The organism is Micromonospora halophytica (assembly GCF_900090245.1).
GTDB classification, from domain to species: domain Bacteria; phylum Actinomycetota; class Actinomycetes; order Mycobacteriales; family Micromonosporaceae; genus Micromonospora; species Micromonospora halophytica.
On record NZ_FMDN01000005.1, the window covers coordinates 218,673 to 239,341 of the forward strand.

Annotated in this window: 18 protein-coding genes; 8 read left to right on the forward strand and 10 right to left on the reverse strand. The window is 72.4% G+C overall.

The window, feature by feature from the left end; translation table 11 throughout:
• Positions 1-38: 38 nt before the first annotated feature.
• Positions 39-1,619, reverse strand: coding sequence for a hypothetical protein (locus GA0070560_RS10155; RefSeq protein ID WP_091294146.1), 1,581 nt, complete (start codon positions 1,617-1,619; stop codon positions 39-41).
• A 531-nt stretch (positions 1,620-2,150) separates the two neighbouring features.
• Between GA0070560_RS10155 and GA0070560_RS10160 the strand changes: the two genes are divergently transcribed.
• Complete coding sequence (locus tag GA0070560_RS10160) at positions 2,151-5,888, forward strand: replicative DNA helicase (protein WP_425412624.1); 3,738 nt, start codon at positions 2,151-2,153, stop codon at positions 5,886-5,888.
• Positions 5,889-6,004: 116 nt separating this feature from the next.
• On the opposite strand, the gene GA0070560_RS10165 is transcribed toward GA0070560_RS10160, so the two are convergent.
• A complete protein-coding gene (locus GA0070560_RS10165; RefSeq protein WP_091294152.1) occupies positions 6,005-6,193 on the reverse strand; it encodes a DUF397 domain-containing protein in 189 nt (62 codons plus the stop codon).
• A complete protein-coding gene (locus GA0070560_RS10170; protein ID WP_091294155.1) occupies positions 6,180-6,977 on the reverse strand; it encodes a helix-turn-helix domain-containing protein in 798 nt (265 codons plus the stop codon). Before GA0070560_RS10170 ends, GA0070560_RS10165 begins: the two co-directional genes overlap by 14 nt.
• 476 nt (positions 6,978-7,453) lie before the next feature.
• On the opposite strand from GA0070560_RS10170, the gene GA0070560_RS28645 reads away from it, so the two are divergent.
• A complete protein-coding gene (locus tag GA0070560_RS28645) occupies positions 7,454-7,621 on the forward strand; it encodes a hypothetical protein (RefSeq protein ID WP_170839340.1) in 168 nt (55 codons plus the stop codon).
• 23 nt (positions 7,622-7,644) lie between these two features.
• Complete coding sequence (locus GA0070560_RS10180; protein WP_245675451.1) at positions 7,645-7,884, forward strand: flavin reductase; 240 nt, start codon at positions 7,645-7,647, stop codon at positions 7,882-7,884.
• A gap of 48 nt (positions 7,885-7,932) precedes the next feature.
• Here the strand turns inward: GA0070560_RS10180 and GA0070560_RS10185 are convergent, their stop codons facing one another.
• From GA0070560_RS10185 to GA0070560_RS10200, 4 genes are read right to left on the reverse strand one after another with little or no spacing between them, the layout of a single operon-like run.
• A complete protein-coding gene (locus GA0070560_RS10185) occupies positions 7,933-8,346 on the reverse strand; it encodes a TFIIB-type zinc ribbon-containing protein (RefSeq protein WP_091294164.1) in 414 nt (137 codons plus the stop codon).
• Positions 8,347-8,375: 29 nt separating this feature from the next.
• Entirely contained in the window at positions 8,376-9,008 is a 633-nt protein-coding gene (locus GA0070560_RS10190; RefSeq protein WP_091294167.1) for a phosphoribosyltransferase, read from the reverse strand.
• A 10-nt stretch (positions 9,009-9,018) separates the two neighbouring features.
• Entirely contained in the window at positions 9,019-10,314 is a 1,296-nt protein-coding gene (locus tag GA0070560_RS10195; protein WP_091294169.1) for a glycosyltransferase 87 family protein, read from the reverse strand.
• Positions 10,315-10,361: 47 nt separating this feature from the next.
• The gene (locus tag GA0070560_RS10200; RefSeq protein WP_091294466.1) at positions 10,362-12,887 is read right to left on the reverse strand and encodes a putative bifunctional diguanylate cyclase/phosphodiesterase; all 2,526 of its coding nucleotides are present in this window, start codon (positions 12,885-12,887) and stop codon (positions 10,362-10,364) included.
• 879 nt (positions 12,888-13,766) lie between these two features.
• Here GA0070560_RS10200 and moaC point away from each other — a divergent pair.
• The 4 genes from moaC to GA0070560_RS10220 all read left to right on the forward strand — a co-directional run bounded on the left by moaC (position 13,767) and on the right by GA0070560_RS10220 (position 16,502).
• The gene (gene moaC / locus GA0070560_RS10205; protein WP_091294172.1) at positions 13,767-14,258 is read left to right on the forward strand and encodes a cyclic pyranopterin monophosphate synthase MoaC; all 492 of its coding nucleotides are present in this window, start codon (positions 13,767-13,769) and stop codon (positions 14,256-14,258) included.
• Positions 14,255-14,725 carry a MogA/MoaB family molybdenum cofactor biosynthesis protein gene (locus GA0070560_RS10210; RefSeq protein ID WP_091294469.1) on the forward strand — a complete coding sequence of 157 codons (471 nt, stop codon included), beginning with the start codon at positions 14,255-14,257 and terminating at the stop codon, positions 14,723-14,725. The genes moaC and GA0070560_RS10210 overlap by 4 nt, the downstream gene beginning before the upstream one ends.
• An 89-nt stretch (positions 14,726-14,814) precedes the next feature.
• Entirely contained in the window at positions 14,815-16,074 is a 1,260-nt protein-coding gene (locus GA0070560_RS10215) for a molybdopterin molybdotransferase MoeA (RefSeq protein WP_091294175.1), read from the forward strand.
• Entirely contained in the window at positions 16,068-16,502 is a 435-nt protein-coding gene (locus tag GA0070560_RS10220; RefSeq protein ID WP_091294178.1) for a molybdenum cofactor biosynthesis protein MoaE, read from the forward strand. Before GA0070560_RS10215 ends, GA0070560_RS10220 begins: the two co-directional genes overlap by 7 nt.
• Positions 16,503-16,533: 31 nt before the next feature.
• On the opposite strand, the gene GA0070560_RS10225 is transcribed toward GA0070560_RS10220, so the two are convergent.
• Positions 16,534-17,979 (reverse strand): glycosyltransferase 87 family protein, encoded by a 1,446-nt coding sequence (locus GA0070560_RS10225; protein WP_091294181.1) that lies wholly within the window; start codon positions 17,977-17,979, stop codon positions 16,534-16,536.
• Positions 17,980-18,182: 203 nt separating this feature from the next.
• Positions 18,183-18,728: a DoxX family protein gene (locus tag GA0070560_RS10230; RefSeq protein ID WP_091294183.1), complete on the reverse strand. Its 546-nt coding sequence runs from the start codon at positions 18,726-18,728 to the stop codon at positions 18,183-18,185.
• A 134-nt stretch (positions 18,729-18,862) separates the two neighbouring features.
• On the opposite strand from GA0070560_RS10230, the gene GA0070560_RS10235 reads away from it, so the two are divergent.
• Entirely contained in the window at positions 18,863-19,408 is a 546-nt protein-coding gene (locus GA0070560_RS10235) for a GNAT family N-acetyltransferase (protein ID WP_091294185.1), read from the forward strand.
• Positions 19,409-19,417: 9 nt separating this feature from the next.
• On the opposite strand, the gene GA0070560_RS10240 is transcribed toward GA0070560_RS10235, so the two are convergent.
• Positions 19,418-20,659, reverse strand: a complete 1,242-nt coding sequence (locus tag GA0070560_RS10240) for an ATP-binding protein (protein WP_091294188.1) — start codon at positions 20,657-20,659, stop codon at positions 19,418-19,420.
• Between the last annotated feature and the right edge of the window lie 10 nt (positions 20,660-20,669).

Sequence of the window (20,669 nt, forward strand, 5' to 3'; positions counted from 1 at the left end):
GACACCCGCCCCGGCAATCGGACGGGGCACCCACCAGGTCACCCGATCGGCTGGCCGGTGATCGCGCTGATCATCACGGTGGAGAGACCACCACCGACCACGGCTGCCGCCAGCGCCACCGTCGCCGGCCGCCAGGTCGTACCGACCCGGCGCAGCAGACCCGCGACCACCAGGCTGCTCACGAACGCCAGCCCGAACCGCGGTGCCCCCGCCACCAGGGAGCCGAAGGCGTGCGCCCGCGGCGAGTCGCAACCGCCGCCACTGATGTCCGTCACACAGCCGGCCGGCGCCTGACCGTCCAGGGTGAGCAGCCACAGGAAGACCAGCACGGCCGGCACCAGGTAACACGCCGCCGTGTAGACCAGCGGCCGCAGCGGACCACCCGGATCCGGGTCGAGCAGGTCGTCCTCCAGCCGGCGGTGCCACACCCCGCCGCCACCCACGGACTCGACCCGGTCCCGCCAGGACGGCGCGCCCATCGGGGCCACCGGCTCCAGCCGCCGCCGGGGCGCCGGCCGCGGACGCGGCGCACTGTACGTCACCGCCGGAGAACGCGGCGCCGACGACGGCGGATCCATCCACCGGGGATCGTCCCCGGCCAGGCGAGTGCCCGACCAGAAGCCCTCCGGCTGCTCCGCCCACGGCCAGCCCTCACCCGTGCCCGGCTCCGCCGACTGCGGTGAAGTCGTACGGTCCCAGCGACCGACACCGGTCCGGTCCTCGTCCCATGGACTCGTGTCGGCGTACCGTGCCCGCCGCCCGGCTCCGGCGTCCCGCAGCCCGGCGTCGGTACGGTCCCACTGCGCGGTGTCGGTGAACCGGTCGAACTGGCCGGTGCTGTCCCCCCACCCGGCCGCGCCACCCGTCCGTTCCCATGGGTCGTCGCCACCGGAGCGCTGCCAGACGTGCATCCCGGAGGCGTCCCACGGGTCCACCACGGGCCGGTACTCCGGCTCCGGCTCGGCGGCCCGCTCCGGGCGGCTCCACGGATCGGTGGTCGGGCGGGACCAGGAGTCGGCCGACGTCCGGCGGCTGCGTCGGGTCGGCCGCTCCGGCTCACCGTCGTCCGTGGCCGGCTCACCCTCGGTGTCCTCCAGCCCGGACCAGGTCACCTGTGGACGTCGGGTGGCGGACCGGCGCGGGCGGGCTGTCGGCGCCGGCGCGGAGACCGGGGCGTCATCGTCGTCGGCGCGGCGGCTGCCCACGTACCCCTGCTCCTGCGGACGGTCGAAGGTCCACTCGCGGGTGTGGTCGTCCGGCTCGGGGGCCGCGCCGATCGCCCGCAGCTCACCCCGGCTGCGCTCGCTGCGGCGCCGTGCCGCGCGTCGCCCGGAGCCGGAGACGGGGCGGTCGTCATCCTCGTCGTCGTCCGGCGCGGCGTGTCGGCCCCGGCCGTCGGCGTGCGCGATCCCGGACTCCACGGCCCATCGCGGCAGGTAGGCGTCGACGGGCTCCTGCTGGCCACGTTCGACGGCCCGACGTCGGCTCGGCGTACGGCGCCGGTCCGCTCGGGAGGTGTACGGGTCGGCCGGGACCGGCTCGCCGGGGCCCTCCCACGGAGCGATCGGCCGGCCCTCGCGCGGGCTGCCCTCCCCGCGCTCCCAGTCCCGGTAACTCACGGCCGGAGCGTGACCCTTCTCAACCGAAAGCGCAATCCGCTGTCCAGGTGTAGCCGTTCGTAGGAGATAGTACGGGAAATCCGGCCCCAAAGCTTCACCGGAAAATTTTCATCCACAGGCTGTGGATCGAGTTTTCCCAGGCCAGAGCAGTGTGGCCCGGAATTCCCCATCCGTTGTCCACAGGCTGTGCACACGCTACGCACATGCTCGTCCACCCACGTCCACAGGTTGTCCCGAGGCTCGTCCACCGCTGCTCTTGGTGCGCTGACCTCGGGTTCCGTATCGTGGGGCACCGACCGGTCGTGCGATGCCCCCCGATCGACCGGCACGGTCCGATCGGAAGTTGTCGCACCCTGGGTAGAGCTGAATTCGACCCGACGCAGTGGAGGGGGATCCGTGTCGGTCACCGACGACATGCGGGCGGAGCCCCGGGCCGGCGGCGGGCAGGCGTCCGCCCCCGCGCAGCGTGAGGGGCAGTTCGACAAGACCCCGCCGCAGGACGTCGCCGCCGAGCAGTGCGTCCTCGGCGGCATGCTGCTCTCCAAGGACGCCATCGCCGACGTCGTCGAGATCCTGAAGACCAACGACTTCTACCGGCCGATCCACGCCACCATCTTCGACACGATCCTCGACATCTACGGCCGGGGCGAGCCGGCCGACGCGATCACCGTCGCGGCGGCCCTGGCCGACTCCGGTGACCTGGCCCGGGTCGGCGGCGCACCCTACCTGCACACCCTCATCGCCAGCGTGCCGACGGCGGCGAACGCCGCCTACTACGCCCGCATCGTGGGCGAGCGCGCCGTGCTGCGTCGGCTGGTCGAGGCCGGCACCCGGATCGTCCAGCTCGGCTACGGCACCGCCAACGGCGGCAGCCGGGACGTCGACGACATCGTCGACCTCGCCCAGCAGGCCGTCTACGAGGTGACCGAGAAGCGGGTCAGCGAGGACTTCGCGATCCTCGCCGACATGCTCCAGCCGACGCTGGACGAGATCGAGGCGGTCGGCGCCCAGGGCGGCGTGATGACCGGCGTGCCGACCGGCTTCACCGATCTGGACCGGCTGCTCAACGGCCTGCACCCGGGTCAGTTGATCATCGTGGCGGGGCGCCCTGGTCTGGGTAAGGCGCTCGCCCTCGACACCCCGCTGCCCACCCCCGACGGCTGGACCACGATGGGCGAGGTGGCCGTGGGCGACCGGCTGCTCGCCGCCGACGGCACGCCGACAACCGTCACGGCAGCCTTCGACGTCATGGACGACCGGCCCTGCTACGAGGTCGAGTTCTCCGACGGCAGCGTGATCGTGGCGGACGCCGAGCACCTGTGGAAGACCACCACCCGGGCCAGCCGTCGTCAGCACGAGCAGAAGGTGCGCCACCACTGGTCGGAGTCGTCGCTGGCGAAGGTCCGTGCGGCGGAGACGGCCGTGGGCGCCGACCCTGGCTCGGTCACCCTGGCACAGGCCGTCGACCTGGTCGGCCCCGAGTTCAGGCACGTTCTGCACACCGTGGCCCGGGAGGTCGGCTCCAACGGCAGGATCAGTCGTCCGGTGACGCGGGCGGGCAAGGTGCGGAACTGGAGCGCCCCGGGCTACCCCGCAGGGCCGCTCCTGAACGGGCTGCGGAAGCGTGCCGAGCGCCAGGTGAACGCCGGTGCCCGAACCCGGCACGACGGCGTCGTGACCACCGCGGAGATCGCGGCGACGCTGCGTACCGGCTCGGACGGTCGACTCAACCACGCCGTGCAGAACTGTGGCCCGCTGCAACTGCCGGAGCGGGAGCTGCCCGTCGCGCCGTACACCCTGGGTGTCTGGCTCGGTGACGGGCACACCGGCGCCGACGTGTGCGGGCTCGCCGTGTCGGGAGAGAAGCACATCCCGCAGCAGTACCTCCGGGCGTCGGAGGCCCAGCGCCGCACCCTGCTCGCCGGCCTGATGGACACCGACGGGACGGTCGCCCCGGCGGGGAACCTCCAGTACACCTCCACCTCTCGGCGGCTGGCCGAGGACGTCCGAGAGCTGATCGTGAGCCTCGGCTATCGCTGCACCGTCACGGAGAAGGCCGTGCGGGGGCGCACCGCCGCCTCGTCGACGGCGTACACCCTCAACTTCTCCACGCCGGACACCGTCTTCCGGTTGGAACGGAAGCGGTCCGCGCATGCGGCCCGCCGCCGTACGACGTCGACCGTCCGGACCGCCTCCCGGTACGTCGTCGACGTCCGACCCGTGGCCAGCGTGCCGGTGCGTTGCGTGACCGTCGACAACGCGGAGCACCTCTACCTCGCGGGTCGGTCGATGATCCCGACGCACAACAGCACGGCGAGCATGGACTTCGCCCGGAACGCGGCTATCCGCGCCAACCAGGCGGCGGCGATCTTCTCGCTGGAAATGAGCAAGGTCGAGATCGTCATGCGACTCCTCTCGGCTGAGGCCCGCGTCCCCCTGCACGTGCTGCGCAGCGGCCAGCTCTCCGACGACGACTGGACCAAGCTGGCCCGCTGCATGGGCGAGATCAGTGAGGCCCCACTCTTCGTCGACGACACGCCGAGCATGAACCTGATGGAGATCCGGGCCAAGGCGCGGCGGCTCAAGCAGAAGCACGACCTGAAGATGATCGTGGTCGACTATCTCCAGCTGATGACCTCGCCGAAGCGGACCGAGAGCCGGCAGCAGGAGGTCGCGGACCTCTCCCGTGGCCTGAAGCTGCTGGCCAAGGAGGTCGAGTGCCCGGTGATCGCGGTGAGTCAGCTGAACCGTGGTCCGGAGCAGCGTACGGACAAGCGACCCCAGCTGTCCGACCTGCGTGAATCGGGTTGCCTGACTGCCGACACCCGGCTGATGCGGGCCGACGACAACACGGAGGTCACCCTCGGAGAACTGCTCGCGACCGACGCCAGGCAGATTCCGGTCTGGGCGTTGGACGAGAATCTCCGCTATTCCCCGCGAACGATGACCCACGTCTTCCCGAGCGGACGGCGGGAAGTCTTCCGGCTGACGCTGGCATCCGGTAAGCGGATCAACGCCACGGCCAGTCATCCGTTCCTCACCTTCGCCGGCTGGGTTCCGCTGGGAGAGTTGGCACCCGGGGCGCGTCTGGCGGTGCCACGGCACGTACCGGCACCTATGGTCATCCGGCCGTGGGAGCCGGCAGAGGTGGTGATGCTGGCGCACTTGCTGGGTGACGGCTCGTTCGTCCGCCGCCAGCCGATCCGGTACGCCAGTCGCGACGAGGCGAACCTGCGGGCGGTTGCCGAAGCCGCGAAGCACTTCGGCGTCACGGCGGTGCGGGACGAGTACGAGCAAGCGCGGGTAACAACGCTCCGGTTGCCCGCTCCGTACCGTCTGGCGCGTGGCCGCCGTAATCCGATCGCCGAATGGCTGGACGGCCTCGGGCTCTTCGGCCTGAGGTCCCATGAAAAGTTTCTTCCGGAGAGAGTTTTCAGCATGCCCAAGGAGCAGGTGACACTGTTCCTTCGGCATTTGTGGGCCACCGACGGCTCTGTCTTCGTGAACAAATCCCGCCGAGGTGGACGGATCTACTTCTCATCCACGAGTCGTCCGATGCTGGATGGTATCTCGCGTCTGCTGCTGCGGTACGGGATCACCACGCGGCTCAGGACCGTTGCCGTCACTCGTCACCGGCCCCAGTACACTCTCGACATCTCAGGCCGGGACGACCAGTTGCGGTTTCTCCGCGAGATCGGAGTGCACGGAGAGCGGGAACGGCATTGCGCGGACGTGCTCGCCGCGCTTGAAGTGGTCGAGAGCAACACCAACGTCGACACGGTGCCGCGCGAGGTGTGGGGCAGGGTGCGTGAGATCCTCGCCGACCAGGGTATGAGTCATCGGGAGTTCGCGGCGGCGATCGGAACGCAGTTCTGCGGAAGCGCGTTGTGGAAGTCCGCCCCGAGCCGATCGAGGCTCGCGAAGATCGCTGCCGTACTCGATGCCGTAGACCTCGATCTGCATGCCACCAATGACATTTTCTGGGACGCGATCGTTTCGATTGAGTCCCTCGGCGAACAGGACGTCTTCGACGCGACCGTGCTCGGTACGCACAACTTCATCGCGAACGGCATCGCCACTCACAACTCAATTGAACAAGATGCTGACGTAGTAATCCTCCTGCATCGGGACGACTACTACGACAAGGAATCGCCCCGGGCCGGCGAGGCGGATTTTATTGTTGCCAAGCATCGGAATGGCCCTACCGATTCGATCACGGTAGCCGCCCAACTGCACCTGTCGCGATTCGTCGACATGGCGGTCGTCTGAGCGCTGGGCGGACGGTCGCCCGACCGAGCCGCGGGAGCCGGCCGGGTGTGCCACCCGTGGTGACACGACGAAGGCCCAGTCCCTGGGGTGGGGGCCGGGCCTTCGTGGGTGGCCGGTCAGTGTCGCTTGGCGAAGCTGACGAATGCCTGCCAGGACTGCGGGTCGAACTGGAGGGTGCCGCCGTCCCGGTTCTTGCTGTCACGGACGGCGACCACGCCGGGCAGGTTGTCGGCCACCTCGACGCAGTCGCCACCGCTCGTACCGCTGCGGGTCGACTTCCTCCACTGTGCGCTACTGAGGTCCATGTTGGCTCTCGACTTCCTTCAACAGGGCGACCGACAGAGCTTGTGGGAGAGCGACGCCCCGCACGCTCTCCCATCTCGCCTGAAGCGTAGCCACTGCATCCTCGGCGTCGACTACTGAGCCGGCAAGCTGGTTCTCCAGGTGGCTGACCCAGCCACCGTCCGGAAGCATGGCCAGGGCCAGTGGACCCGACAGGCCGACATGCAGGCCGGCGTCGGCGGGGATGACGTGAATGTGGACGTGCGGCAGCTCGGCCATGCGCAGCAGGTGCGCGAGCTGTTCACCCATGATCGCGTCGCGGCGGCGCAGGGCGGACTCGTCCATCACAGCGACGACCTGGGGCGGACGCTCGCGGGTGAGGATGCTCTGCCGCTCCAACCGGGCGGCGACCTGCTGTTCCACCTCGGCCTCCGGCCGGGTGTCGTCGAAGCGCAGCACCGCGCGGGCGTAGTTCTCCGTCTGGAGCAGGCCGGGAATCAGGTTGGGGTTGAAGTAGCGGAGCTGCCGGGCGGCTCGCTCCGCCTCCAGCCAGGGCTTGAACCAGGAGGGCTGGCCGTCGCGCTGCGCCGCGCGCAGTAGGGACTCGAAGAGGCCGCCCGTCTCCAGGATCTCGTCGGCCCGCCGGGCGTAGGGCAGGTCGACCGGCCTGGTCCCGGTCTCCACGGCGCTCACGGTCGACGCCGAGTAGTTGGCCCGCCTGCCGAACTCCTCCTGGTTCATGCCGGCCAGCGCCCGCTGCCTGCGGAGCTGCGCGCGGAGCAGGTCGAACGACTGCTCACCTTCCATCGGACCTCCAGTGAATCGCCAAGATCGCCGAGCCGCGCCAGCCACCGTGCATGGTCGCCGAGCCTCGCCAGCGACAGTGCATGGTCACTGAGCCTCACCAGCCACAGTGCATGGTCGCCGGACTCTCGCCCGGACCGGTGCGAACGCCTTCCGACAGTAGCGGTGTCCTCACCAGACTGTCACCCATGCGGACCCGCTCCACGCCGGGGAGGGCTGGGGCGGGTTTCGTCCGGGGCCGCTCCGCCTCCCCCGTGGTGGGGCGGCCCTCCCAATCCCCTGATCGAGGAGGTCGACGACGTGCGTATCCCGTTTTTCCGGTGCCGGAAGGTGGAGCCTCCGAAGCTGCCTCGCCGGGTGCGCGGAGCCACCATGCCAGACTGGATGCGCCAGCCGACCGAGGTCTTCCTCGTCGTCCAGCCCGGCCGCGCCGGCAGCCTGACGCCGGCCCAGCAGTTCCGCGCCAACGGGGGTCGGCGGTGACCGGGCCGGCGGGGGTAGTCGCGGTCAGCGGTCACATCGGTGCGATCCGGAATCTGCGGGGGCGTGCGGAGGGGCCGCAGCCCCCGGAGATCGTGAAGCGGTTCCTGTGGTTCCTGCCGTTGAGTGACGACGAGGCGCGGGCGATCGCGCTGCGGCTGCGGTGATGGCAGGCAGGGTGATCCCGCACATGCCGATGCGTCCGTTGTGGCGCTGCCGCAACTGCGGCGCCGAGTGGCCGTGTCAGCCGGCCCGGCTCGACCTGCTGGTGGAGTACCGGGGCAACCGCACCGCGCTGCTGCTCTACCTCGGCGCGTTGATGGCCGAGGCCCGTGACCAACTCGCCCAACTCCACCCGGACCGGGCCCCGGACCTGCACGAACGCTTCCTCGCCTGGGCTCGGGCGCGCGGACAACCCACCCTCGACTAGGGAGGGCCGTGGGCCGTGGGCCGGGTGGCCCGGCCCACGGCGGGCGACTCAGCCGAACATCTCGTCGAGGAAGCTCTTGTGCTTCTTGCGCTTGTAGTGCCCGTGGTAGCCGTAGTGCTGCTGCTGGTGCCCGGTGTGGCCGTACGCCGGCTGCGGCGGGTAGCCGGGGGCGGGCGGCGGGGGCGGCGGCACGGCCGGGTAGCCCGGCTGGTGCGCGGGCGGGGGCGGCGGCGGGGCGTACCCGCCCTGGGTGTGGGTGTGCTGCTGGCCGGGAGCGTGGGGCTGCTGCCCGGGCGGCGGGGGGCTCTGCTGCTGGTTCCAGCGGGCCTCGGCCTCGAAGAGCTTCTCGAGCTCGCCGCGGTCGAGGAAGATCCCTCGGCATTCCGCGCACTGGTCGATGACGACGCCGCTGCGCTCGTACTGGCGCATGTCTCCGTGACACTTGGGACAGGTGAGCTGCATCGTTCGACGGTACCCGGTCGGAGCGAGATTCAAGCCGTGGCGATGAGCGCCTCGCTGACCTCGTCGTCGGAGACCTCGTGGAAGTCGTCGTAGTAGGCGCCGACCGCCCCGAAGCCCGGGGGCCGCTGGGCACAGATCACCTGGTCCGCCTCGGCGGCGAGCATCTCGTACGCCTCCTGGGAGCCGACCGGCACCGCCACGACGACCCGGCGGGCCCCGAGGTGGCGGGCGACCTGGACGGCGGCCCGGGCCGTGGCGCCGGTGGCCAGGCCGTCGTCGACGATCACGGCGGTACGGCCGGTGAGGTCCAGTGGTGGCCGGCCGGCCCGGTACCGGGCCTCCCGGCGTTCCAGCTCGGCCTGCTCCCGGTGTTGCACGTCGGCGACGTCGTCGGGGCCGAGCTGGGCGGCGACGGGGTCGTTGAGCACGCGTACGCCGTCGGGGCCGAGCGCTCCGAAGGCGACCTCGGGGGCGAACGGCATGCCCAGTTTCCGGACCACCAGCACGTCCAGCGGCGCGCCGATCCGGTCGGCGACGACCCGGGCCACCGGCACGCCGCCCCGGACCAGCCCCAGCACGACGACGTCGGGTTGCCCGACCAGGCCGGTCAGTCGTTCGGCGAGCTGCCGGCCGGCGTCCTCGCGATCGCGGTAGGTGCTCATGTCTCCAGGTCTACGCCCTGGAAGCGGCCTCTGTCGGCGAAACCGGGACTCCGGTCGGGGTGAGCGCGGGCGCCCAGACCAGCAGGGCGAGCGGGTAGAGCAGGTAGCCGAAGCGGGTGGATGGCATCAGTCCGATCGCGGCGAGCAGGCCGTACCCGCAGATCAGCGTGGTGGCGGCGGCGGTGCGGGGAGGGCGGCGCAGCAGCCGCACGGCGATGGCCAGGCCGGCGGCGACGAGCAGTGCGCCGGCGACCACCCGGCCGGCCGGCAGCGTGGTCGCGACGAGGTGGCCCGGGAAGGGTGACTGGGCGGGGCTGGTGACGAGGCCGTGGCCGAGCGGGAAGCGCAGCACGTTCTCCACCAGGGCGTCCCGGTCGACCAGCAGGGCCGGGAGCAGGGCGAGCAGTGGCAGGCCGAGCGCGCCGGCGGTGACCCGGAGCCCGGCCCGTCGGGTGGCGCCCCAGAAGATCAGGACCAGGGCGACGGGCCAGGCGAAGAGCTTCAGCGCCCCGGCGAGCCCGACCGCGACGCCCGCCGCGCCCGCCCGGCCGGCGGCGGCGAGAGCCAGCGCGAGCAGGCAGAGCGCGAGTACGGGCAGGTCGTCGCCGCCGGTGGCGAGGGTGAGCGCGCAGACCGGCAGCACGGTCGCCGCCTGTACGCCCCGCAGCACCGTCGCGGGGGCCGGTCGGTCGGTCGGGGGGCGGCGCGTGTCGCGCAGGACGGCCACGGCCAGGGCCAGCGCCAGCGCGGTGGCCAGCGCGAACCAGACCCGGGAATCGGTCCACCAGGCGTCGACGGCGGCCCGGGGCAGCCCGAACAGTGCCATCCCCGGCTGGTACGGCGTGTAGCCGAGCAGCCGCTCGTCGGCGGGGAGCGCGGCGATGGCGTCGTGCCCGAGGTACGGGGTGCCGGTCTCCGCCAGCCGGATGCCGGCGTGCTCGACCACCACCACCTCCTCCTGCGCCCGGTCGGTACGCCCCGACGCCCGTTGCACGCTCTGCGCCACCAACGGCAGCAGGGCGGTGGTGGTCCAGGTCAGCCCGGTGACCGCCCAGCGGACCGGGGTCGCGGCCAGTGCCGGACGGGATCGGCGGGCGAGGAACTGGCCGGCGACCAGGAGGGTGGCGAGCAGGTACCCGACCGCCGCGATGCTGCCCCAGGCCCGGTGCGGCGGCAGGGTGGAGGTGGCGGCGGTGACCGCGGCGAAGGCGGCGGAGGCAGCGTAGAGGCCCAGGTCGAGGGCGAGGCCCCCGGCGGCGGAGTCCACCACCCGCCAGGTGCGGACGGCTCGGTCGGGGGCGGTCACGCCGGCAAGTGTGGCAGACCGGTCGTGCGGGCCCGGCCGGGCCGGCGTCAGGCCGGCAAATGGGGAAGGCCCGTCGCGCCCTTCGGCCGGGGCTGGCGGCGACCGGGGGCGAGACGGATGACCGCGCCGGTGTCGTGCAGCGGCGGGACGAGGGTGCCCGGACGCCCGCCCGAGCCGCGCTGAAGGGCGGCGAGGAGGGTGCCGGCGGGCAGTGGCCGGGCGAAGAGGTGCCCCTGTCCGGCGGCGCAGCCCAACTCCCAGAGGGCCCGACGCTGCGGTTCGCTCTCCACGCCTTCGGCGACCACGGTCAGGTCGAGGCTGCGGCCCAGGTCGAGGGTGGAACGGATGACGGCGGCGGCCTCCGCCGACCCCTCCATGGCGGTGACGAAGCTCCGGTCGATCTTCAGCTCGTGCACCGGGATGCGGGAGAGCAGGGAGAGCGACGAGTAGCCGGTGCCGAAGTCGTCCAGGGCGAGCCGGACGCCGGCGTCGCGCAGCCGACTGAGCACCCGGTCGACGACGTCGAGCTGGCTGAGGGTCAGCGTCTCGGTCAGTTCCAGCACCAGCCGGTCCGGCGGGAGGTCGTGCGCCCGCAGCCGGGCGAGCACCGCGCCCGGGAAGCGGGCGTCGAGCAGGCTGCGCGGGGAGACGTTGACCGAGACCGGCAGGTCGAAGCCGGCGGTTCGCCAGCTGACGGCGGCCAGCAGGGCCTGGTCGAGGATCGCCTCGGCGAACGCGGGGAGCAGGCCGGAGCGTTCCACGGCCTCCAGGAAGCGCAGCGGATCGATCATGCCGTGGGTGGGGTGGTGCCAGCGGGCCAGGGCCTCCGCTCCGGTGACCTCGCCGGTGCCCAGGTCCACGATCGGCTGGAAGTTGACGGTGAACTCGTGGTCGGCCACCGCCCTGGGCAGTTCCCCGCCGAGGGTGAGCCGGCCGAGGTCGGCGGTGTCCCGGCCCGGGGCGTACGTGGCGACCCGCTGCCCGGCCCGCTTCGCCTGGTACATCGCCACGTCGGCGCGGCGCAGCAGCTCGGGCATGCCGCCGCTGGCCGGGGCGACGGCGATGCCGCCGCTGGCCTCCACGCTGATCCGCATACCGTCCACGTCGAACGGCTCGTGCAGGACGCCGATCAGCGCCTCCGCCCGATGCGCGGCCACCGCGGGGGCGGGCAGGGCACGCAGCAGCACCGCGAACTCGTCGCCGCCGAGTCGGGCCACCAGGTCCTCGTCGCGGGCGGCACGCCGCAGCCGGTCGGCGACCTGGATGAGGACCTGGTCCCCCGCGGCGTGGCCGAGCGTGTCGTTGACCTCCTTGAAGTGGTTGAGGTCGATCAGCACCAGGGCGGTGACGCCTACGGCGTGCCGGGTGGCGAGCTGTTCGGTGCCGTTCTCCAGCAGGTGCCGACGGTTGGCCAGCCCGGTCAGCGCGTCGTGGGTGGCGGCGTGCTCGTGCTCGGCGGCCACCCGCGCCAGCTCCGCGTACGCCTGGGCGTTGCGCACGGCGGTGCAGAGCGCGGAGGTGAAGGTGCGCAGGGTGTACTGCTCCCGTTCGGAGAGCTGCACCGGACCGCGGAAGCACAACCGGAGGGTGCCCACGTCGGCGGTGCGGTCGTGTCCTTCCAAACGGGCGGTGACCACCGCGCCGTCGACCGGGCTGGGCTCGCCGGCCGGCCCGTCGTAGGTGATGGTGCTCCCCGCGCCGCGGACCGTGCGTCCGTCGTCGCGCAGCGTGATCTCGACCTCGTCGGCGGAGAACAGTTCGGCGGCCTGGGTGACCGCGGTGGTGAGAACCTTGCCCAGGTCGACCACGTTGAGCGCGTCGGTGGTGCGGGCGAGCCGCTGCCAGGCCTGCTGCTCGGTGCGGGTGCGGATCCGGGTCGAGTAGGCCAGGTGCAGGCTGAGCACCAGGGGCGGCATGGCCAGCAGCAGCCGGGGATCGGCGCGCAGGATGAGCATTGTGCAGACCACGACGACGAAGCGGACGGCGTAACCGGCGATCCGCAGGTCCAGGTTGCTGCGGAACTGGTGGGAGATCCGGTTTCCGGAGGCGAGGGCGATCACCGGGATCCCGAGTACCTCGTCCATGACCACGGCGACCAGGTAGACGACGGCCAGGGGCGGGATCATGTCCCACGGCTGGACGGGCAGGCGATCCCAGCCGACGACCGAGAAGACCACCCCGGCGACCGCTGCCATCAGGACGTTCTTCCCGACGCCGAAGGCCAGCTTGATCGACGGTAGCTGGAGGGATGCCAGGGCAACCCCGACTGCCGTGCACAGGACCGCCCACGGGGTCGGCGCGATCGCCACGGCGATCACCAGCGCCGTCTCGTTCCAACTGATCGAATGTGTCGTGGATCTGATCCGGATGCGCGCCTTGAACAGGGTGCCGACCGCGATGGTGAAGATGAGCATGACCAGGGTCGACACACCGGTGGTGCTGGTCAGCAGGGGGGTGGGGAATGCCTCGCGCAGCGAGACCGCCACGACCACTGTGGCCGCAACGACGACGAGACCGACCAGCAGCGTCAGCCGCCTATCGGTCTCATTGTCTCGTCGCTGGGAAAGGGTCATGTCCCTCCCGGTGGCCGCCATTTGCCGTCAGCAGCCTACCTCCGGACGGATCCACGCCCCAGGGTCGAATTCAGTTCCAGTCGTTGCCGCGCATGTCGCTGCCTCTCTCCACCCGGGCACCGCCCCGAAGGGTGGCGCTAAGCCGTATGAGTGATGATTGGCAGCCTAAGTCAGGAAGCAGCTACTTGGCGCGGATAAATGTAACTATATTCAACATTAGCCAATAGTGTGGCGATTCATAACGTTCTGTCCATATGGGTTGTGCGGAGAGCGGTCACTGGCCTTCATGGTGTACCCGATTCGCTGCACAACGCTGTGGCCTGGGGTGCACCACAGTTCGCGTCGCGTTCAGTGTGGCGCTGCGGATGCCATCTCCCAACCCCCGGATCGGCCGATGCCCCGGCCGGCCACGTGTGCTGCCCTCGCACTCGAATTCGAATGTCTCGTGCCGTTTGGTGACCGCCTGGCAGCCTCCGGGTGAAATCTTGTGTGATCGCTAACCTGCGAACGGTGAGCGTTGAGCGGTGGGGAGCCGTCGCACTCGGGGAGATTCGCACATTGGGGCCTGGCAGCGCGAGTCTGTGCGGAAGAGTCGCGCCCCCGTGCCGGCGCGTACAGGTGCGTTGCCGGCTCACCGGCTCGCCGGGACCGGACGCGGACCATGAGACGGCGTTCCCGCTTCTATCGATTTCTTATCGCCGGTCTCGTTAGCGTGGCGCAGGCCGGCGATCGGGGGAGGTTCTGACCACGGTCAGAACCAGGCCGGCGAGGCCCCCGCCCGTCAGAAGTCCCCCCAGCGACTGTCGGCGGGCGGGTACGGCGGGGAGGGGTGCCCGGTGGCGTCCCTCCCCGGCCACGCCTGCCGATAGGCTCGCGGACGTGACCGATCCCGCGCAGCTCACCCATGTCGACGCGGCGGGCGAGGCCCGCATGGTCGACGTCTCCGCCAAGCAGGTCTCCGGGCGGCTCGCCGTCGCCGCAGGCCGGCTGCGTACCACCGCCGAGGTGGTCGACCTGCTCCGTCGCGACGGCCTGCCCAAGGGTGACGCGTTGGCGGTCGGTCGGCTCGCCGGCATCATGGGCGCCAAGCGCACTCCTGATCTGATCCCGCTCTGCCACCCGATCGCCCTGCACGGCGTCACGGTCGACCTGCGACTCACCGACGACACCGTCGAGATCACCGCCACGGCACGTACGGCCGACCGCACCGGGGTGGAGATGGAGGCGCTGACCGCGGTGGCGGTCGCCGGCCTCGCCCTGGTGGACATGGTCAAGGCCGTCGACCCGGCCGCCTCGGTGGACGCGGTCCGGGTGCTGCGCAAGGAGGGCGGCAAGACCGGCGAGTGGGTCCGCCCGGAGGGCCGGCCGTGATCCGGGCGCGGGTGGTGGTGGCCTCCAACCGGGCCGCCGCCGGCGTCTACGCCGACACCAGCGGGCCGCTGCTCGTGGCGGGCCTGCGGGAGCTGGGCTGCACCGTCGACGAGCCGGTGGTGGTGCCCGACGGCGAGCCGGTGGGCGAGGCGCTGCGGACCGCAATGGCGGACGGGGTCGACGTGGTGCTGACCAGTGGCGGCACCGGGATCACCCCGACCGACCGGACGCCGGACGTGACCCGGGCGCTGCTCGACTACGAGATCCCCGGCATCGCCGAGGCGATCCGGGCGTACAGCCGTGACCGCGTCCCCGCCTCGGCCCTGAGCCGGGCGGTCGCCGGGGTGGCCGGCCGGATGCTGGTGGTCAACCTGCCCGGGTCGACCGGCGGCGCGAAGGACGGCCTCGCGGTGCTCGGCCCGATCCTCAGCCACGCCGTGGACCAGCTCCGTGGTGGCGACCACTGAGGGCGCGGGTGTCCGGTGCCGGGCGATAGGCTCGCCGGGAGGAGCGCGGAGCGAGGTCACGCGCCCCGGACCGAACGGAGGCCAGCCCGGTGAGCACGGAAACCGCCGCCGCGACGGCAGAGGCCGCCGTACCCCCGCCGGCCGGTTGGGAGGAGGCCCGCTCCCGGGTGTACGCGGTCGGCCTGGCCGCCGCGCTCCCGGCCGTGAGCCGGCCACTCGCCGACACCGACGGGCACACCCTCGCCGAGCCGCTGACCACCCGGACCGACCTGCCCGCCTTCCCCACCTCCAGCGTGGACGGCTGGGCGGTGCGCGGCACCGGCCCGTGGGACGTCATCGGGCGGGTGCTGGCCGGCAACACCCCGGCGCCGCTGACCGTCGACGGCACCACCGTCGAGATCGCCACCGGGGCGATGGTCCCGCAGGGTACGACCGCCGTGCTGCGGATCGAGGAGTCGAGCCGTACCTCCGACGGGCGGGTCACCGGCACCCCCCGGCCGAAGCCGGAGTGGCGGGAGCCGGGCGAGGAGGCGCACGCCGGTGAGGAGCTGCTGCCCGCCGGCACCCCGGTCGACCCGGCGCTGATCGGCCTCGCCGCCTCCTGCGGCCACGACCAGCTGCGGGTGCGCCGGCAGCCCCGGGCCGCGCTGCTGGTCTTCGGCGACGAGCTGCTGACCGCCGGCCCGCCCGGCGCGGGTCGGGTCCGCGACGCCCTCGGCCCCGCGGTGCCGGCCTGGCTGCGCCGGTACGGCTGCCAGGTGCGCCCGTCCGACGTGGTCGGGCCGGTGGCGGACACCCTGCCCGCCCACGTGGCCGCCCTGCGCGGCGCGCTGGCCAACGCCGACCTGGTCTGCACCACCGGTGGCACCATGCACGGCCCGGTGGACCACCTGCACCCCGCACTGGAGGCGTTGGGCGCGGACTACGTGGTGAACACCGTCGCGGTCCGTCCCGGCTTCCCGATGCTGCTGGCCCGACTGGCCGGCGCCGACGGCCGGGTCCGCTTCGTGGCCGGGCTGCCGGGCAATCCGCAGTCCGCGATCGTCGCCCTGGTGTCCCTGGTCGCGCCGCTGCTCGCCGGGCTGTCCGGCCGGCCGGTGCCGGCGCTGCCGTACGCCACGCTCGCCGAGCCGGTGCCCGGCCGTGGCGCGTACACCCACCTGGCGTTGGTCCGGCTGGACCGGGCCGCCGGCACCGCGCACCCGCTGCGCCACGTCGGCTCGGCGATGCTGCGTGGGCTGGCCGGCGCGGACGGCTTCGCCGTGATCCGTCCCGGCACCACCGGCGAGGCCGGGGCACGGGTGCCGGTCGTACCGTTGCCGCTGCTGCCCGGGGAGCGCTCATGGTGACCGCCGATCCGTCCGTGACCGTCCTCGCCGTCACCGACCACCCGCTCGACCTCGCCGCGCACGAGGCGGCGGTCGCGGACCGGCGGGCCGGCGCGGTGGTCTCCTTCCAGGGCGTCGTCCGTGACCACGACCACGGCCGCCCGGTGACCTTGCTGGAGTACGAGGGTCACCCGAGCGCCGAAGCGGTGCTCCGTGAGGTCGCCGCCGAGGTGGCGACCGACCCCGACGTGTACGCGGTCGCGGTCTCGCACCGCATCGGCCGGCTGGAGATCGGCGACGCGGCCCTGGTCGCGGCGGTCAGCACCGCGCACCGGGCGGCGGCCTTCGCGGCCTGTGCCCGCCTCGTCGACGAGGTCAAGGCGCGACTGCCCATCTGGAAACGTCAGGTCTTCGCCGACGGCGCCGAGGAATGGGTCAACTGCCCCTGACCGCTCCCACCCCAGGCTTCGGCCGGACGGGTCAGCGGCGGGCGGCAGCGGGGGCGGTGCGGGCCAACCGGTCGGTGTAGAAGGCCGGCTCGGCACCGGGACGCCAGGGCAGCGCGGCGACCAGCACGATCAGCGCCAGCGCCAGCGAGTTCTCCATCAACGCGCCGAAGAGGCCGTCCTGGTAGTGCGAGACCTCGGGGAGTTGGTGCTCGTACGGCCAGATGGGCGACACGAGGAAGAGCAGGTAGAGCCCGACCGCCGCGACGGCGTGCCGCAGGCCGGTCAGCGTCGGGTACCAGATCGGCGGGCGCAGCCCGGTCACCCCGGGCGGTCCTCCGTACCCGGACGACTGGGCGGCCCGCAGGGCCATTCCCCGGCTCGCCTCGCGGCGGCGTACCGCGGCGTCGGCGAGCACCACGATCGCCGGGATGACCCAGACCAGGTGGTGCGTCCAGGAGATCGGGCTGATCACGTTGGCGGTGATCCCGACCAGGGTGAACGCGGTGAGCTCGTCGCCGTCGGCGCGTGCCGTGGCGGCCCGGGACAGGCCGAGCGCCAGGACCAGCACCGAGAACGCCAGCCAGAGCAGTCCGGGCGTCTCGATCGAGTCGTAGAGCCGGGCCAGCAGGCCGGCCAGCGACTGGTTCGGGGTCATGTCGGCGGCGCCCACCCGCTCGGTCTGCCAGAGCACTCCGGCGAAGTACGCCCGCGACTCCGTGCCGACCATGCCGAAGGTGGCCAGGGTGACGCCGATGGTGGTGCCGACGGCGGTGGCCGCGGTGCGCCACTGCCGGGTGACCAGCAGGTAGACGATGAAGAGCGCGGGGGTCAGCTTCACGGCGGTGGCCAGGCCGATGCCCATGCCGGCCCACGCTCCGCTGTAGAGGAAGCGCAGGAAAGGGCCGTCGGTGGGCCGGCCGTGGGTGCCTCGCCGGGAGCGCCAGCGCAGCCCGACCAGGTCGGCCATGATCAGTGCGAAGAGCAGCACGTTGACCTGGCCGTAGCCGAGGGTTTCCCGGACCGGTTCGAGGGCGACGGACATCGAGGTGGCGATCCCGACGTTGAACCAGAGCGACCAGCCGAGCCGGTCGACGATCGGGCGCAGCAGCGCGGCCAGCACCACGGCCAGGGCGCCGATGCTGCCCGCCGCGTTGATCCAGCCGGCGGCCTCGACGGGCACACGCGCCATCGGCAGCATCGCCAGTGCGGCGAAGGGCGGGTAGGTGAAGCCGAGGGTGGTGGTCGGCGCGATGAACTCGTAGAGCTCGTGGCCGCTCGCCCACCACACCACCGCGCCGTGGTAGATCTTCATGTCGAAGAAGTTGTACGGTCGCCCGAACGCGCCGATGGCGAGCCATGCGGCATAGGCGACGGCGGCCACGATGCCGATCCGTACGACTGTCCTGCGATCGATCCCACGCGCTGCGCGATGGCCCGGGGCGAGGCGGTCCAGCCCTCTACCGACGATCGTCGGCATGGCTTGGCCACCCCCGTACCAAGGTCGTCCTACCCGTCCAGGTCCGGTACGGAGCCTAGAACGGCGCCTCACGTTGATGCCTCCCGCGTTATGCGACCGTGTCCGATCCCACACATGTTTTTGACATTTCCACCGCGTTAACGCCAGTGGGGTGGTTCAGGTGATTCGCGGCCTTGCGGGGGTGGTGGCCGTATTGATGCAGGTCAGCCCGGAAGTCGCCGGGCGGTGGCCGCCGAGAGGGCGGCGATCCGCGCCTCCCGCCGGGCGGTGCGGACCACACGCCGGACCGAGCGTCGAGAGTGACCGATGCGGTGGCCCGCCCGCCAGCGCAGACCGGGCTTCCCCCCGGTGTCGGCGGCGGCGAGCAGCAGCCCGCCGAAGAGGCCGAGATTCTTCAGGAAGTGGATCTGGTTGCTGGTCCGCGCCGCCGGGTCGTCGTTGTCCCAGAACGGATGTCCGGCGGCGGTGGTGGGCACCAGCGTGCCGGCGAGCACCAGCGCCGCCGGCCGGGTGAACTTCCCGGTGGCGAGCATCAGGCCGGCGGCGAGCTGCACGACGGCATTGGCACGGATCAGTGTCTCGGTGTCGGTGGGGAGCTGCGGGGCGGCCCGCTGGATCAGGGGGGCGATCCGGTCGGTGACCGGCTTCGCGGCCGGCACGAGGCGCTCGGGGTGCTGGAGGTTGCGGGCGCCGCTGACCACGAAGATGCCGCTCAACATGACGCGGGCGAGGGAGCGCACGGGTTTCATGGATCAGTCATACCCCGCCGGAGCGGCCGTTATCCGGACAACGGCCGATCCGGACCGGTGGCCACGCCCGCCGCGCCACGCCGATTCGAGCGACCGTCGCTGATGGGCCGGTCGTGGCGGGTAACGTCGCGCGGGTGACGACCCTGCGGTTACGCCCCGAGGGACCTGCCGACACCGGCCCGGTCCGTCGCGTGCTGGCCGCCGCGTTCGCCCGCCCGGACGGCACGACACCGGGCGAGGTGGGGCTGGTCGACGAGCTGCGTGGCAGTCCCGCCTGGATCCCGGAGTTGGCCATGGTCGCCGAGTACGGCGGCGAGGTGGTCGGGTGTGCCCTGCTGAGCCGGGTCCACGTGAAGTCCGACGCCGCCCGGTACCCGGCGCTGGCGCTCGGGCCGGTCGGGGTGGCCCCGCACCGGCAGCGGGTCGGCCACGGCGTCGCCGTGGTGCAGGCGGCGCTGGAGGCGGCGACCGAGTTGGGCGAGCGGCTCGTCGTGGTGCTCGGCGACCCGGCCTACTACCGGCGGTTCGGCTTCACCCCGGCGGACCGGCTGGGGCTGACCAGCCCCTGGTCGGGGCTCGGCGAGCCGTGGCAGGCGCTGGTGCTGCCGCCGGACGTCAGCGGCCAGTCGTCACCGCCGGCGGGTGAGGTGATCTTCCCGCCCCCCTGGGCGCGGGTCTGACCGGACCGGTCAGGCCGGCTGGGTACGCAGGTAGCGGCCGAAGTGCGGGACGGTGAAGGCGACCGTGCCCCGCTCACCGGAGTAGATCAGCCCTTTCTTGATCAGCGCGTCCCGGGCCGGGGAGAGGCTGGCCGGCTTCCGGTCGAGCGCCCGCGCGATCTCGGCGGTCGGTACGGCGGCGTCCATGTCGTCGCGACCGCCGCCGTCGGTCTCCCCTTCCACCAGGGACAACGTCGCCATGGCCCGCATGTACTCGCGCTCGGCCGGGGTGGCCCGCTCGAAGCGGGAGCCGAAGAAGCCGACCGCCAGCTCGGCCTCCGCCTCGGGCGCGGCGACCCGGACGTCCGCCGCGGTGATCGGGGACCGGGGCGCGTGGTCCCAGGTGGCCTTCCCGTACGCCTGGACGAAGTACGGATAGCCGCCGGAGGATTCGTAGAGCAGGTCGAGGGCCTTCTGTTCGTACTCGACCTCCTCCCGTTCCGCGGGCGCGCAGAGCGCCTGGTCGGCGGCGAGCCGGTCGAGCCGGTCGATGCGCTGGTAGCGGTAGAGGCGTTCGGAGTACGACTTGGCCGCGCTGAGCACGGCCGGCAGGTGCGGCAGGCCGGCGCCGACCACGATCAGCGGCGCACCGAGCTGGGAGAGTTCGTGGCAGGCGGCGCAGAGCGCGGAGACGTCCTCCGCGCCGAGATCCTGCATCTCGTCGATGAAGACGGCGATCCCGGTGCCCACGTCGGCGGCGACCCCGGCCGCGTCGCTGAGCAGCTCGACCAGGTCGATCTCGATGTCGCCGGAGTCGGCCCGGCCGCTGGTCGCCGGCACGTCGATGCCGGGCTGCCAGCGGTCGCGCAGCTTCGGGGCGGCGGCTGCCCGCCCGGTCGGCGCGCTGCGCTGGGCGAACGCCTTCAGCACGCCGAGGAAGGCGTCGATCCGCTCCGGGGCGCGGTGCCGGGGCGCCAGCTCGCGGACCGCCATGTGCAGGGCGGCGGCGATCGGCCGGCGCAGCGACTGGTCGGGCCGGGCCTCGATCTTGCCGGTGCCCCAGAGGTGGTTGATCGCCTGCGAGCGCAGCGTGTTGAGCAGCACCGTCTTGCCGACGCCGCGCAGTCCGGTGAGCATCAGGCTGCGCTCGGGGCGGCCTCGGGCGATGCGCTCCAGCACGACGTCGAAGACGTCCAGCTCCCGCCCCCGCCCGGCGAGTTCGGGCGGGCGCTGGCCGGCGCCCGGAGCGTACGGGTTGCGGACCGGATCCACGTATCGCACA

What these genes read in the sequence shown, in the direction of transcription:
- GA0070560_RS10200 (WP_091294466.1), bottom strand. Translation starts at nt 12,887, where the DNA reads ATGACCCTTTCCCAGCGACGAGACAATGAGACCGATAGGCGGCTGACG.
- GA0070560_RS10160 (WP_425412624.1), top strand. Translation starts at nt 2,151, where the DNA reads ATGCTGCTCTCCAAGGACGCCATCGCCGACGTCGTCGAGATCCTGAAG.
- GA0070560_RS10185 (WP_091294164.1), bottom strand. Translation starts at nt 8,346, where the DNA reads ATGCAGCTCACCTGTCCCAAGTGTCACGGAGACATGCGCCAGTACGAG.
- GA0070560_RS10220 (WP_091294178.1), top strand. Translation starts at nt 16,068, where the DNA reads ATGGTGACCGCCGATCCGTCCGTGACCGTCCTCGCCGTCACCGACCAC.
- GA0070560_RS10230 (WP_091294183.1), bottom strand. Translation starts at nt 18,728, where the DNA reads ATGAAACCCGTGCGCTCCCTCGCCCGCGTCATGTTGAGCGGCATCTTC.
- GA0070560_RS10170 (WP_091294155.1), bottom strand. Translation starts at nt 6,977, where the DNA reads ATGGAAGGTGAGCAGTCGTTCGACCTGCTCCGCGCGCAGCTCCGCAGG.
- GA0070560_RS10225 (WP_091294181.1), bottom strand. Translation starts at nt 17,979, where the DNA reads ATGCCGACGATCGTCGGTAGAGGGCTGGACCGCCTCGCCCCGGGCCAT.
- GA0070560_RS10180 (WP_245675451.1), top strand. Translation starts at nt 7,645, where the DNA reads ATGCCGATGCGTCCGTTGTGGCGCTGCCGCAACTGCGGCGCCGAGTGG.
- GA0070560_RS10190 (WP_091294167.1), bottom strand. Translation starts at nt 9,008, where the DNA reads ATGAGCACCTACCGCGATCGCGAGGACGCCGGCCGGCAGCTCGCCGAA.
- GA0070560_RS10165 (WP_091294152.1), bottom strand. Translation starts at nt 6,193, where the DNA reads ATGGACCTCAGTAGCGCACAGTGGAGGAAGTCGACCCGCAGCGGTACG.